The sequence below is a fragment of the Haloactinopolyspora alba genome (assembly GCF_003014555.1).
Classification (GTDB): Bacteria; Actinomycetota; Actinomycetes; order Jiangellales; family Jiangellaceae; genus Haloactinopolyspora; species Haloactinopolyspora alba.
Window position 1 is genome coordinate 102,006 of record NZ_PYGE01000005.1, and the last position, 13,527, is coordinate 115,532.

General features: G+C 69.5%; 14 protein-coding genes. 7 read left to right on the plus strand and 7 right to left on the minus strand.

What is annotated here, in order from left to right:
• Window positions 1–4 precede the first annotated feature (4 nt).
• On the minus strand, window positions 5–1,582 hold the full coding sequence (locus CLV30_RS08820; protein WP_205740819.1) for a dolichyl-phosphate-mannose--protein mannosyltransferase: 1,578 nt from the start codon (window positions 1,580–1,582) through the stop codon (window positions 5–7).
• Window positions 1,583–1,642: 60 nt separating this feature from the next.
• On the opposite strand from CLV30_RS08820, the gene rsmI reads away from it, so the two are divergent.
• Window positions 1,643–2,506, plus strand: coding sequence for a 16S rRNA (cytidine(1402)-2'-O)-methyltransferase (gene rsmI, locus CLV30_RS08825; RefSeq protein WP_106536837.1), 864 nt, complete (start codon window positions 1,643–1,645; stop codon window positions 2,504–2,506).
• Here the strand turns inward: rsmI and CLV30_RS08830 are convergent, their stop codons facing one another.
• Both CLV30_RS08830 and CLV30_RS08835 read right to left on the minus strand, forming a co-directional pair.
• Window positions 2,507–3,415, minus strand: coding sequence for a M56 family metallopeptidase (locus CLV30_RS08830; RefSeq protein ID WP_106536838.1), 909 nt, complete (start codon window positions 3,413–3,415; stop codon window positions 2,507–2,509).
• Complete coding sequence (locus tag CLV30_RS08835) at window positions 3,412–3,852, minus strand: BlaI/MecI/CopY family transcriptional regulator (protein ID WP_106536839.1); 441 nt, start codon at window positions 3,850–3,852, stop codon at window positions 3,412–3,414. The genes CLV30_RS08830 and CLV30_RS08835 overlap by 4 nt, the downstream gene beginning before the upstream one ends.
• 86 nt (window positions 3,853–3,938) lie before the next feature.
• Here CLV30_RS08835 and CLV30_RS08840 point away from each other — a divergent pair, with 86 nt between their 5' ends.
• Together CLV30_RS08840 and cydB are read left to right on the plus strand one after the other, a co-directional pair.
• The gene (locus tag CLV30_RS08840) at window positions 3,939–5,441 is read left to right on the plus strand and encodes a cytochrome ubiquinol oxidase subunit I (protein ID WP_106536840.1); all 1,503 of its coding nucleotides are present in this window, start codon (window positions 3,939–3,941) and stop codon (window positions 5,439–5,441) included.
• A 29-nt stretch (window positions 5,442–5,470) separates the two neighbouring features.
• Window positions 5,471–6,478, plus strand: a complete 1,008-nt coding sequence (gene cydB / locus CLV30_RS08845; protein WP_106536841.1) for a cytochrome d ubiquinol oxidase subunit II — start codon at window positions 5,471–5,473, stop codon at window positions 6,476–6,478.
• A 34-nt stretch (window positions 6,479–6,512) separates the two neighbouring features.
• Here the strand turns inward: cydB and CLV30_RS08850 are convergent, their stop codons facing one another.
• Window positions 6,513–6,956 (minus strand): Uma2 family endonuclease, encoded by a 444-nt coding sequence (locus CLV30_RS08850; RefSeq protein WP_106536842.1) that lies wholly within the window; start codon window positions 6,954–6,956, stop codon window positions 6,513–6,515.
• A 100-nt stretch (window positions 6,957–7,056) separates the two neighbouring features.
• On the opposite strand from CLV30_RS08850, the gene ligD reads away from it, so the two are divergent.
• Entirely contained in the window at window positions 7,057–8,259 is a 1,203-nt protein-coding gene (gene ligD, locus CLV30_RS08855) for a non-homologous end-joining DNA ligase (RefSeq protein WP_205740841.1), read from the plus strand.
• A gap of 4 nt (window positions 8,260–8,263) precedes the next feature.
• Here ligD and CLV30_RS08860 read toward each other — a convergent pair whose 3' ends face one another.
• Both CLV30_RS08860 and CLV30_RS08865 read right to left on the minus strand, forming a co-directional pair.
• On the minus strand, window positions 8,264–8,707 hold the full coding sequence (locus CLV30_RS08860; RefSeq protein ID WP_106536844.1) for a cupin domain-containing protein: 444 nt from the start codon (window positions 8,705–8,707) through the stop codon (window positions 8,264–8,266).
• A 35-nt stretch (window positions 8,708–8,742) separates the two neighbouring features.
• Entirely contained in the window at window positions 8,743–9,366 is a 624-nt protein-coding gene (locus CLV30_RS08865; protein WP_106536845.1) for a TetR/AcrR family transcriptional regulator, read from the minus strand.
• Between the two features lie 159 nt (window positions 9,367–9,525).
• Here CLV30_RS08865 and wrbA point away from each other — a divergent pair, with 159 nt between their 5' ends.
• Window positions 9,526–10,146: an NAD(P)H:quinone oxidoreductase gene (wrbA, locus tag CLV30_RS08870; protein WP_106536846.1), complete on the plus strand. Its 621-nt coding sequence runs from the start codon at window positions 9,526–9,528 to the stop codon at window positions 10,144–10,146.
• Between the two features lie 64 nt (window positions 10,147–10,210).
• Window positions 10,211–11,080 (plus strand): LLM class flavin-dependent oxidoreductase, encoded by an 870-nt coding sequence (locus tag CLV30_RS08875; RefSeq protein WP_165358610.1) that lies wholly within the window; start codon window positions 10,211–10,213, stop codon window positions 11,078–11,080.
• A 36-nt stretch (window positions 11,081–11,116) separates the two neighbouring features.
• Here the strand turns inward: CLV30_RS08875 and CLV30_RS08880 are convergent, their stop codons facing one another.
• The gene (locus CLV30_RS08880; protein ID WP_165358609.1) at window positions 11,117–13,078 is read right to left on the minus strand and encodes a glycosyltransferase family 2 protein; all 1,962 of its coding nucleotides are present in this window, start codon (window positions 13,076–13,078) and stop codon (window positions 11,117–11,119) included.
• 183 nt (window positions 13,079–13,261) lie between these two features.
• Here CLV30_RS08880 and CLV30_RS08885 point away from each other — a divergent pair, with 183 nt between their 5' ends.
• Window positions 13,262–13,522, plus strand: coding sequence for a hypothetical protein (locus tag CLV30_RS08885; RefSeq protein ID WP_106536849.1), 261 nt, complete (start codon window positions 13,262–13,264; stop codon window positions 13,520–13,522).
• Window positions 13,523–13,527 lie beyond the last annotated feature (5 nt).

Consider the following 13,527-nt stretch of genomic DNA (forward strand, 5'->3'; position numbering starts at 1 on the left):
CGGGTCAGATCCAGCTGTCGAACCACATCCGCTGGTGCCAGTCGTCGTACGGGATCACCTGATCGACGTGGATCGGGTAGAACCAGGCCGCGATCGCGACGACGACCAGGACGTAACCGCCGGCCACGGCAGCGCCGAACGCACGTCGCCGCGGGGACGCGTCCGGCTCGCCGAGGATCTTCCCGAGCGCGAACGTCACAGCCAGCACGAGGAACGGCGCGATCAGCACCGCGTAGAAGTAGAAGATCGTCCGGTCGGTGAAGAACAGCCACGGCACCCAGGTGGCGACAACGCCGGCCAGAATGGCCCCGGCCCGCCAGTCGCGGCGGAAGAACCACCACCACAGGCAGGCCACCAGCGCGGCACAGGCCCCCCACCACAGCGGCGGGGTTCCCAGCGCGAGCACGGCCTGGCTGCAGCGGTCGGCCTCACAGCCGGACTGGCCCGCGTCCAGTCCCTGGTAGTCGAACGACACCGGGCGGCCCAGGTACAGCCAGCTCCAGGCTTGTGAGGCGTAGTCGTGCTCGCTGCTCAGCCCGGTGTGGAAGTTCCACATGTCGGCGTGGTAGTTCCACAGGCTGCGCAGCCAGTCCGGCATCAGGACGCCCAGCCCGGTGGCCGGATTCGACTCCGCCCACTGCCGGCCCCATCCGTTGTCCGAGGTGATCCAGCCGGACCACGAGGCGATGTACGTCGCCAGCGCCGGGCCGATCATCGTCACGAACGCGACCGGGCCGTCGCGCAGCAGCGTGTTCAGCACCGGGCTGCGGATGCCTGCCGCGCGGCGTGCGCCGACCTCCCAGAGCACGGTCATGAGCCCGAACACGGCGACGGCGTAGATGCCGCTCCACTTGGTTCCGCAGGCCAGGCCCAGGGCGATGCCGGCCACCAGTCGCCAGGGCCGCCACGCGAACACCGGACCGTCACCGAGCGGGCCGCTCGCTCTGGCCGCGAAGGCGGCGAACTTCTCCCGCATCCGGTCGCGGTCGACCAGCAGGCACGCGAACGCCGCGACGACGAACATCGTGAGAATCCCGTCCAGCACCGCGGTACGGCTCATGGTGATGGACAGCCCGTCGACTGCCAGCAGCAGGCCGGCCACGCAGCCGAGCAGGGTGGAGCGGAACATCCGCCGGCCCACCCGGGCCACCAGAATGACCGTGACGACGCCGGCGAGCGCCGTGGCCAGGCGCCAGCCGGCGGGTTCCATGCCCAGCAGCCGGATGCCCTGGGCGATGAGGAACTTGCCCACGGGAGGATGCACGACGAACGACGCCTCGTCGGTGAAGACGTCCAGGTTGCCGTTCAGGATCCGCTCGTCCGCGTCCTCGACGAACGAGCGGGCGTAGCCGAACTTCAGCTGGGACAGCGCGTCCTTCGCGTAGTACGTCTCATCGAAGATGATCTTGTGCGGACGTCCGAGGTCGACCAGCCGCAGGACCGCGGCCACCGCCCCGACCAGCAGCGGGCCGATCCACCCCCAGACGCGGTCGGTGGGCATCGGCCGGTTGAGGCGAGCCCGCAACGTGCCGGCGAGTCCGCCGGCGTCCGTCGTCTCGGGGGCGTCTACCGTCTGGGCCACCGGGTCATCCTACGAGCGCCGCCTGAGAAGCCGATGAACCGGATGCGAGAGGATTGACCGGTGACGACGACGGACGGTGCAGGGGTGCTCGTGTTGGCCGGCACACCCATCGGGGCCGTGGCCGACGCGCCGGCCGGCCTGGCGCGCGAGCTCGAGACCGCCGACGTGGTGGCCGCGGAGGACACCCGCAGGCTGCGGCGCCTGGTGTCGTCGCTGGGGGCGACGGTTCCAGGGCGCGTGGTGTCGTACTTCGAGGGCAACGAGGCCGCGCGCACCGCGGAGCTGGTGACGGCGCTGAGCGGCGGTTCGCGGGTGCTGCTGGTCACCGATGCGGGCATGCCGTCCGTGTCCGATCCCGGATACCGGCTGGTGGCGGCGGCGGTCGAGGCGGGAGTACGGGTGACCGCCGTTCCAGGGCCGTCGGCGGTGCTGACCGCGCTGGCCGTCAGCGGGCTGCCGGTCGACAGGTTCTGCTTCGAGGGGTTCCCGCCGCGCCGGCCCGGCGAGCGCGCACGGTGGTTCGCGGCGTCCGCCGGCGAACAGCGCACGATGGTGTTCTTCGAGTCCCGTCACCGGCTGGTGGCGACGCTGCGGGCGATGGCCGAGGCGTTCGGCGGGTCGCGCCGGGCCGCGGTGTGCCGCGAACTGACCAAGACGCACGAGGAGGTCCGGCGCGGAAGCCTCGACGAGCTGGTCGACTGGGCCGAAAGCGAGACGCCGCTGGGCGAGATCACACTGGTCGTCGAGGGAGCGTCGGCGGAACCGGAGGTCGTGTCCGCTGCGGACGCCGCGGCCCGGGTCGCCGACCGCGAAGCGGCCGGGGAACGCCGCAAGGAGGCGATCGCGTCGGTGGCGCGTGAGCTCGGCCTGCCCAAGCGTGACGTGTTCGACGCCGTCGTCGCCGCCAAGCCCTCCCGAGAATGATCAAAGGGCAGCGGCGACGGCGGCGAGCCAGGGGGCGGCGACGGCGACGGTGGGCACGATCACCAGCGCCGCTGCGGTGAGATAGGCGAGCGACGTCACGACCGGCGCGTCGGTCAGTTCGCGCCGGGTCAGCTCGTACTCGGTCAGCCGGCGGATCCGCGCCGCCGGTGTGACGGCGCCCGCGGCCATCGCCCCGGCGGGGGCCGGAGCGTCGGCGAGTCGCACGAGGGCGCGGGCCAGCGGGACGTCGCCGGCGCGACGGCGGGCGGCGTCGTCGGCGAGCATCTCGACGAGCCCGGACGTGCTGTCGAGCGCGGTGCGGCTGCGTACGAATCGCGGGAACGCGTTGTGCAGCGCGCCGAACCCTTCGAGGACGAGGTCGTGCCGGGCCCGCCCGTGGGCGCGCTCGTGTTCGAGGACGGCGGTCATCTCGTCGTCGGCCAGGTCATCGAGCGCCGGCGACGAGACCACGAGCCTGGACGGCAGGCCGGGGATGCAGTAGGCGAGCGGCCGCCCGGCGTCCAGAACGTGCACGCCGGGCGCACGCCCGTCCGTGCGCGCCACGAGGTCGACGAGGTGACGTTGCCGGCGCCGTCGCGTCCGCAGTGTCATGCCCAGCACGTGCGCGGACCACAACAGCCGGGCGAGCACCACCAGTGTCAGCAGCAGCGCACTGGCGTGCAGCACGACGAGCACCACGCTCGGGTGGTCGTAAGCGACGACCATGGCGCCGGCCGACGCGCCCGCCCCCAGCGCGGACAGCAACGCGGACAGCGCGAGCGACTGCCAGAGCACCAGAGCCGCGCGCGGCACCCGCGATGGCCAGCGGGCCCGGCTGAGCAGCGCCGGGGCCGGGCCTGCGAGCAGCAGCGCCAGCGTGAGCAGGACGGTGGGGGTCGAATGGGTCATGGTGGCGATCCGGCGGTTCCGTCGGTCCGGTCGGACTCGGCGCGCCCCGGTGATTGCTCCGGGCGGCCGTTCTCCAGCTCGGCCAGCGCCGCCCGGATCGCGTCGGCGTCGTCGGCGCTGGCCGAGCCGACGAACCGCAGCAGCGCCGCCATCCGGTCGGAACCGTCGACGGTGTCCAGGGCCTGGTGCATCAGTTCGGCCGTGAGCTCGTCGCGCGAGACCGCGGGCCGGTAGCGGTAGGCGCGGCCGTCCCGGATCTGCTCGACGGAACCCTTCCGGGCGAGCCGGTCGAGAACGGTCATCACGGTGGTGTACGCGACGTCGCGCGAGTCGCTCAGTGCCTCGTGAACCTGGCGCACGGTTGCCGGCGAGTCCAGCGTCCACAACTGGTCCATGATCACGCGTTCGAGTTCGCCGAGCCGGGTGCGTCCAACCACACCGACGATCCTACCGACCGACAGTAGTACTACGCCATGTCGTAGTATCTACGACGAGACGTCGTAGACGTGGCGGGAGCGAACCGATGGACGTACTGGAGCTGGCGCGGTGGCAGTTCGGGATCACCACCGTCGTGCACTTCTTCTTCGTGCCGTTCACCATCTCGATGGCGTTTCTCGTCGCGATCATGCAAACCATCTGGATGCGCGCCACTCCCCCCAGGAGCACGCGCTGGCTGCGGCTCACCCGGTTCTTCGGGAAGCTGCTGCTGATCAACCTCGCGGTCGGCGTCGTCACCGGCCTCGTCCAGGAGTTCCAGTTCGGCATGAACTGGAGCGACTTCAGCCGCTTCGTCGGCGACGTGTTCGGCGCGCCGCTGGCCATGGAGGCGCTGCTGGCGTTCTACCTGGAGTCGGTGTTCGTCGGCGTGTGGATCTTCGGGTGGGGACGCATCCCGCCGAAGGTGCACCTCGCGACGATCTGGGTCACCGCGGTCGGGACGCTGCTGTCGGCGTACTTCATCCTCGCGGCGAACTCGTTCATGCAGAACCCCGTCGGCTACGAGATCGACGAGGCCACCGGACGGGCCGAGATGACCGACATCTGGGCGATCCTCACCAACAAGGTGCTGCTCATCACGTTCCCGCACACGATCTTCGCGGCGCTGATGGTCGGCGGCGCCGTCGTCGGCGCGGTGTCGATGTGGCACCTCGTCCGCGGGGCGCGGCAGCCGGAACTGGCCGAGCCGGACGCGTCGAGCGACGCGGGCGCGTTCCGCACGTCGCTGCGCATCGGTGCGGTGGCGGTGCTGATCGGCGGCGTCGGGGTCGCCGTGACGGGCGACACCCAGGGCAAGGTCATGACCGAGGTGCAGCCGATGAAGATGGCCGCCGCCGAGGCGTTGTACGAGTCGCAGCAGCCGGCGCCGTTCTCGCTGCTCACCATCGGCACGCTGGACGGGCGCGAGCCGGTGTACCAGCTCGAGGTGCCGCAGCTGCTGTCGTTCCTCGCCACCGGTTCGTTCGACGCCGAGGTCGAGGGCATCAACGACCTGCAGGAGCAGTACACCGAGCAGTACGGCGACGGCGAGTACGCACCGAACATCCCGGTGACGTACTGGACCTTCCGCATGATGATCACCGCCGGCGGGCTGGCCGCGGCCGTCGCGCTCTGGCTGCTGTGGTCCACCAGACGAGGACGGGCACCCACGTCGCGGTGGGCGCTGTGGGCAGCCGCGGCGCTGCCGGTGCTGCCGCTGGCCGCGAACGCCTTCGGCTGGATCTTCACCGAGATGGGCAGACAGCCATGGCTCGTCTTCGGCCTGCTGCGCACCGGCGCCGGGGTGTCCCCGGGTGTGGGCGCGGGAACGGTCGCCGCCTCGCTGGCCGCGTTCACGGTGCTCTACGCGGGGTTGTGCTGGCTGTGGGTCTGGCTGCTGCTCAAACACGCGCGACCCGGACTGCCGGACGTGTCCGCGGAGGCGCGGTGGGGCGAGCGGGGCGGGAGCGACGACGCGTCCGGCGGCGCCGGACGGGCGGACGACGCCGACGACGCGGACGCCGACCGGCCGCTCACGTTCGCCTACTGACGGATGCCACGGGAGGAAGAGAGCGCGCGATGGAACTCGCCACGGTGTGGTTCGTGCTGGTGGCCGTCCTGTGGATCGGTTACCTGGCCCTCGAGGGCTTCGACTTCGGCGTCGGCCTGCTCACCAGGCGCTTCGCTCGTGGTGACACCGAGCGCCGGGTGCTGATCAACATCATCGGGCCGGTCTGGGACGGCAACGAGGTCTGGGTCATCACCGCCGTGGGCGCGACGTTCGCGGCGTTCCCGGAGTGGTACGCCACCGCGTGGTCGGCGTACTACCTGCCGCTGGTGCTGATCCTGCTCGCCCTGATCGGCCGTGGCCTGGCGTTCGAGTACCGCGCGAAGGGCGACACCGAGCGGTGGCGCCGGCGCTGGGACCTGGTGATCTTCGCCGGCTCGCTGGTGCCGGCGTTCAGCTGGGGCGTGCTGCTGGCCGGGTTCGCACAGGGGCTCCCGCTGGACGCGAACCACGACTTCGCCGGCGCCGGTAACGACATCCTGACGCCGTACACCCTGCTCGGCGGCGTCCTGACGCTGACGGTGTCGCTGCTGCACGGCACCCACTACGTCGCGGTGAAGACGGTCGGCGACATCCGGACGCGGGCGCGCCGCCTCGCCGGCCGGCTGGCTTTACCGGCAGCCGCCGTCGTGGCCGTGTTCGGCGGCTGGACGGTTCTCGGCTACGCCGACGCCGGCGCCTCGCGGTGGGTGACGGGCGTGTGCGCGGCCGCGGCGGTGGTGGCGGTCGCCGCCGGAGCCGTGGCGAACGCTCGCGGCCGGGAGGGCCGGGCTTTCGCGGCGACCTTCACCGGTGTCGTCGCGTTCGGCGCCATGCTGTTCGCGTCGCTGTACCCGGACGTCCTGCCGTCGACGTTGTCGGCGGCGGACGGGCTGACGGTCGACAACGCGTCCTCGTCGGACTACACGCTGACGGTCATGACCTGGGTGGCCGTGCCGTTCGTGCCGGCCGTGCTGGCGTACCAGAGCTGGGTGTACTGGACCTTCCGCCACCGTCTGGGTGTGCAGCACATCCCGTGATCGTCGGAAGCGTCCCCGACAGCCGGATGACGGGTCAGGCGGATCCCGGGCGGAAGTGCCGCGGGGTGATGCGCGAGATCGCGACGTCGACCGGCCACGGCTCGTCCGTGGTGACGGATTCGTCGAACTCGCCGGGGGAGACCACCTCGACCACCAGGTGGACATCGTCGGGAGCGAATTTTGCCGGTTGCCCGGCCGCGGCGTCGGCCGTCGTCACCAGCAGGTCCGGGACGAACGAGCGCCGCTTGCTCACCCGGATCTCTACCGCCTGCGTGACGTCGTACTCCGGCGGGCAGTTGTCTTCGAGAGCGACGCCGAGCCGCGCCGCGAGCGTCTGGTGCACGTTCGTCGGGGACGGCGACACGACAAGTGTGCCGTCGATCAGTTCGTAGCGACGGTGGCTCTCGGGCAGCTCGTCGAGGTCGTCGGTAGTCCACCCACCGGCCGGTGGGTCCAGGTCGCGCAACTCGCCGGTCACGGCGGACCCTCCTCTCGACCTGGCACTGCACGACACCGTACGCCGCCGACGCGGGGCGCAGGGGCGGGTCGCTTATGGTGAGGGCGTGTCGACGTCGCGGATGGTGGAGGTCGCTGGACGCGAGGTCACCGTCACGCACCCGGACAAGGTCGTGTTTCCTGAACACGGGCTCACCAAGCTCGATCTGGTCCGGTACTACGTCACGGTGGCCGACGGGGCGCTGCGCGGCGTCGTCGACCGGCCGATGATCCTCAAACGGTTCGTCAAGGGGATCGAGAAGGAGGCGTTCTTCCAGAAGCGGGCCCCGGAGAAGCGGCCGGACTGGATCGACGTCGCCACCCTTCGGTACCGCTCCGGGACATCCGCTGACGAGGTCGTCGTCCGGGACGCCGCGGCGCTGGCCTGGGTTGTGAACCTCGGATGCGTTGATCTGAACCCGCACCCGGTCCGCGCCGACGACCTCGACCGGCCGGACGAGCTGCGCATCGACCTCGACCCGGTGCCCGGAGTGCCGTGGCCGCAGATCGTGGACGTCGCGCTGGTGGTGCGGGAGGTGCTGGCCGATCACGGCCTGACCGGCTGGCCGAAGACGTCCGGATCCCGCGGGTTCCACATCTACGCCCGCATCGAACCGCGGTGGGAGTTCCGTGACGTGCGCCTGGCCGCGGAGACGGTGGCCCGTGAGGTGGAGAACCGCGTCCCGGACCTCGCCACCAGCAAATGGTGGAAGGAGGAGCGCCAGGGCGTGTTCGTCGACTTCAACCAGAACGCGAAGGACCGCACGGTCGCGTCGGCGTACTCGGTACGCCCGAAACCGGACGCGCGGGTGTCGACGCCGTTGACCTGGGACGAGGTGCCCGGCTGTGACCCGTCGGCGTTCACGCTGCCGGCTGTGCTGGACCGGTTCGCGGCGATCGGCGACCCGTGGGCCGGCATCGACGGCACCGCTGGCGGGCTGGACGCCCTGCTCGCGCTGGCCGAGCGGCTCGGCCCCGCCGAGAAGCCGCCGAAGGGCGCCGGGCGTCGGCAGTCGACGATGCCGCTGGTCGAGATCGCGCGGGCGAAGACGAAGGACGAGGCGCTGGCGGGCCTGGAGCGCTGGAAGTCCAGGCATGCCGCCGTGGTGCCGCACCTGGAGCCGGCCGACATCCTGGTCGACGGGATGCGCGGCCGCAGCTCGCTCTGGTACCGCATCCGGGTGAACCTGCAGCACGTCCCGGAGAGTGAGCGGCCGCCACAGGAACCGCTCGAGGTCGACTACGACCCGTGGGCGGACACGCCATGGGGACGCGACGACGGCTGAGCGGTCACCGCAGCTCGAAGTCGGCGAAGTCGAACCCGGGCGAGACGACGCACGAGACCAGGACGTCGTCGCTGCCGGCGGGCCGGGCCGCCTGCCAGGCACCTGCCGGCACGATCGCCTGCGGTTCCTGCCCGCCCGCGACGTCGCCGCCGAGCGTGATCGTGTGCGGCTCGGCGTCGGGCGTCTCGCCCGTGCCGCCCAGGAACAACGACAGCGGCCCGCCGGCGTGCCAGAGCCAGATCTCGGTCGAGCGGACCCGGTGCCACCGCGACTCCTCACCGGCGGGGAGCAGGAAGTAGATGCAGGTGGCCGCGGCCCGGGTGCCGTCGTATCCGTCCGGGGCGAACTCCATGGGCGAGCGCCAGGTCTCGCGGAACCAGCCGCCCTCCGGGTGCGGCGAGAGGTCGAGCAGTTCGGCCAGGCGCGGTCGGGGCGCTGCTTCGCTCATGTGATCGAGGCTAGACGACGCCGGTCGGCGGGCGGTCAGCCGGTGATGCCGCGCAGCAGTTGATCGAGCCCCGCCTTAATGCGCTCGGCGCTGAACCCCCGGTCGGTGTTCTGATGGACGAACAGCCGCCCGGCGAGGGTCTCCAGGATCGCTCCGGCGAGGTACTCCGCGTCGAGGCCGGAGTCGATCTCGCTGATCAGGGTGCTCAGATGCAGGTGTTGGAGACGGTAGGCGCCGGCCTGGTAGCGCATGGTCTCGGCGGTGGTCAGCAGTTCACCATGATTGTCGAGCCGCTCGACGTAGCGGTGCACGAAGGCGTGCAGCCGTTCGGCCGGCGGGGCTCCGGGGCCGACGGGAGGCGGGCCGTGCAGCACCTCTTCCTGGAAGACGCGTTCCTGGGCGTCGAGCAGCGCGTACGCCAGCCCGGCGAGGTCGCCGAAGCGTCGGTACACCGTACCGACCCCGACGCCGGCCGCCTCGGCGACCGCCTCCATCGACAGCGCCGCGACGCCGTGCTCGCGGACGAGCCGCTCGGCGGCGTCGATCAGTAGCCGCCGGTTGCGTGCGGCGTCGGCGCGTTCGGGACGTGGCTGGTCAGCGATCCGCAGGTCAGCGCCCGGCAGGTCAGCGGCTCGCGCGGAATCGCCCGGTCCGGTCATCGTGCGCCTCCGTCCCGATCAGTGGCCGGTTCGGTGAGCAGCCTAGGACGTAACGACGGTGGCAGCGCACCACCGGGCTTGTATCCGGAAAAGTCTCCGATTATTCTATGTGGAAGTTCTTCCGGTTATCGATTCCGACTGCACCAAGGAGCGCTTGTCATGTCCGACCCGAAGATCGCCGTCGTGTACTACAGCTCGACCGGCACCGTCCACGCCCTGGCCAACGCCGTCGTCGAGGGCGCCGAGAAGGCGGGTGCGCAGGTGCGACTGCGACGTGTGCCCGAACTGGCGTCGGACGACGTCGTGCGCAGTGTTCCCGAGTGGGCCGAGCACCTTGAGGCGACCAAGGACGTGCCGTTCGCCACGCACGACGACCTCGAGTGGGCCGACGGGTTCCTGTTCGGCACGCCGACGAGGTTCGGCAATGTCGCCGCCCAGCTGCGGCAGTTCCTCGACACGCTCAGCCCGCTATGGCAGGAGGGAACGCTCGCGGACAAGCCGGCGAGCGGGTTCACCGCGGCGCACAACACGCACGGCGGCCAGGAGACGACGCTGGTGAGCCTTTACCAGACGTTCATGCACTGGGGCTCGTTCATCGTGCCGCCGGGTTACACCGACGAATCCGTGTTTGGGGCGGGCGGCAACCCCTACGGCGTCAGTGCGAGCGTCGAGGACGGCGCTCTCGGGGACGCCGTGCTCGACGCCGCCCGCCACCAGGGGCGACGCGTCGCCGAGACGGCCCAGACGCTGCTCGCCGGGCGCAGCCGGACGGCGGCTTGACCTCGATCTTGGTTGAGGTCGTGTACTGACGGAGAGCGGATGCGCCACGATGCGAGGAGGCGACATGACGGGGCGAGCACGGTTCGGAGTGGCACTGCCGGCGTCTCAGCGGCGGCTGTCCGAGGCACTCGAGGCGGCGACCATCGCCGAGGAGGCCGGAGCCGACCTCGTGACGGTCTCGGACCACCCGTACCTGCCCGGAGAACTGGACGCGTTCCCGTTGCTGTCGCTGCTGCTCGCGCGTACAGAACGGGTGCTGGTGGCGCCGAACGTGACCCCGCTCGCGCTGCGCCCGCCGGCGATGCTGGCCAAGTCGGCGTCGACGTTGCAACAGGCAGGTGCCGGACGGTTCGTGCTCGGCATCGGGGTCGGCGGCCCGTACGAGCGCATTCCGGCGTTCGGCGGGGCGTGGCCCACCGTCGGGGAGGCCATCAGTGCGCTGGACGAGGCGATTCCGCTGATCCGCAGGTTGTGGGGCCCGGCACCGGTCGACCACGACGGCCGGTACTTTCGGCTCAAGCAGGCCAGTGCGGGGCCGCCGCCGGAGCCGCCGGTACCGGTCTGGGTCGGTTCGTTCAAGCCGCGGATGCTGGCCATCACCGGCCGGCACGCCGACGGCTGGTTGCCCACCAACGCGTACCTCGACCTGGCCGACGTGCCGGACATGCAGCGCCGTATCGACGACGCCGCCGGCGCGGCCGGGCGCGAGCCCGATGAGATCGGCCGGGTCTTCAACGTCATGGGGACGATCTCGGACTCCGCCCCTCGGCGCAACGACCAGCTGCTGGTCGGGCCGGCCGAGCACTGGGCGCACGCGCTGCGCGACTACCGCGACCGGCTCGGGTTCGACTCGTTCGTCTTCTGGCCGGTGCAGGGTGACAGCCGTGAGCAGATCCGGCTGTTCTTCGAGCAGGTGCGCCCGCAGCTCGACTGATGAGCGACGGTGGCCCACCCGGGCGGAGGAGCCTCCTCAAACAGCCAGGCGTTCCGGAGCCGGCCTTTCGCTGGTTGTCGACGGTGGGATGGCCCGGAGGTCGTCGAAGCTTTCTCTGATGCCGACGAGTCGGGTGATCACGTAGCAGAAGACCACCGCGTTGACGGAGCTGATGATTCCGTGCATCCAGTTGCCGAGCAACCCGTCCAGGATGCTCATGGACAGGAAGAAGAACAGCAGTAGGAGTTGCGCGCAGATGTAGAGTCTGGGTGCCGCCGTCCGCCCGGCGACCTTGGGGGTCCGGCCGAACGGTGTCTTGGCTCCCGTGATGATCTGCTGTATCGATTTGGCCACGCCACCGAGTTGGATCGGAATCAGCATGAGGTTGAAGACGTAGACGCCGATGATGTCGCTGAATCGGCGTCCGACCATCGACAGATCCCGAGCATACAGATAGAAGTAGCAAACCGCGGGAATCGGCAGCCAGTAGGTGCTCACATCGTCGTCGAAGGGATAGGCGAACAGTACGAGCAGGGCTGTGTTCACAGTGGCGGGGGACACAAGATAGTGCGCGCGTATGAATCCCTCCAGCATCACTCTCCGGCTCCGGGTGATGTTCCGGAACAAGTAGGTCACCAGCTTGGGCAGGATGACCAGACCACCATTGGCCCACCGGCGCCGTTGGATGAGGATCGAGCCATAGTCCGGTGGCGTTGCGCTGAACGCCAGGCGGGCAGGATAATTGTAGATCCGCCAGCCGCGTTCGATGAGATCGATGGTGGACTCGGTGTCTTCGATCACGGTGCGGTCCTGGATGAATCTGCTGATCGTGTATCCGCGCTCGGTGGCGTCCTGTCTGATGTCGTCGAGCGCCGCCGTGCGCAGCACCGCGTTGGCGCCGACCCAGTAGGCGGCGGAGAAAAACTCGCTGCCCTGATGTGCGAGGTACTGGATGTCGGTGGTGGCTCCGGCCAGACGCTCGAGCACATTGCTCGCGTTCGGCACTGCCGTGTACGGCGTCTGCGCCACCGCGACCTGTTCGTTTCCGGGTTGCTCCATGTGGTGAACGAGACGATCGAGGTAGTTCCGGGTGAGGAGACTGTCGGCGTCGAGGGTGACGAGGTACTTCGTCCTCGGAACCCGCAGGTCCGGATCGGCCTGGCCGCTGGGTGCGCGTTCGAGCAGGCGCCCTTCGGGGCTCTGAAGTATGTTGTAGCTTCCCCCGACGAGGCCGATGTAGCTGTTCAGGTTCATGGCCTTGTTGGGCTCATGCGAAAGGTTCAGGTACTGCTTCCGTTCGAACAACGTGACCTCGACCCGGAAGAGTTGCACGAGGCGTTCGTATTCGACCTGCAGTTGGGACTCACTTGCGCCTTCCGCCTTGCGTAGACGGTCGGCGTGGTCCGAGCATCCCTGCGCCGAGCCCAGGAGAATGTCGTCCACGAAGAAGGTGTCGTTGTGATCCGCGCTGGGGTATGCCTCCGCTTTTCTCCGCAGGCATTTCGCCGCGTAGTCGTACAGTTCGGCGGCACGAACGGCCTCGCCCTCGACGTCGAGGATCCCCTGTTCCCTTCTGACCTCGAACTGCCGGCTCTCCTGCCGTAACCGCACATGGAGAGGTTCGAAAAATGATTGCACCGCGGCAGGCACCGACCTGATCGCCTCGAACGCCTCCGGTTCGTCGTCCCCTTGCGGATTCGGCGGGTCGTCCACCAGCAGGACGACTCGCCGGTTGGGATATGCCTGCAGAGCAGCGGAGAACAACGTCTGCTCGACAACGCGCGGCTCTTCCTTGTAGGAGGGAACGAGTATCGTCACGAGCGGAGCCGAGTCCGTCAGGAAATGTGTGAAGGTTTCCTCGGTGTCCTTCGAAGAGGTGAGCGAATGTGCCCGCAGCCGCTTGAGGTTTCCGACCCGCGCGAGCTGGTACACCACGCCCCCGTAGATCAGGGCCAGCACCGACAGAGTGAACACGGTGTGTTCACCGGCGTCGCTCATGGAATCTATCAACGGCTCTCGCTGGTACAGGCCCGTTACCCTCGACAGAATTCCCAGGGTAGCGAAGGCGGTGACAGCCAGAGTGAAGTAGGTGATCCACAGCTCGGTCGCGATACACCGACGAGATGAAAAGGAGTGCATAATTCACCATTGGGTCTTGGTCGAGACGCGCGGACTGCGCTGGTGCGAGTTCGCATCAGCAGCTTTTCCGGCGAGGTGGGGCTCGGATTTTTTGGGCAGGAGGGCGCTCGGTTCGAGCATTCCGCGCCGAGTCGGGGCGAATCGTCGTCGACGAAGAGGGCGTTTTCGGCGGGCTCAGGGTCCAGAGTTCGGCTGTCGCTGTCGCTGTCGCTGTCGCTGTCGCTGTCGCTGTCGCTGTCGCTGTCGCTGTCGCTGTCGCGCGGCGCGTTCGAGCGATGGCAGCATCAGACCGTCCATGCGTAGCGTCT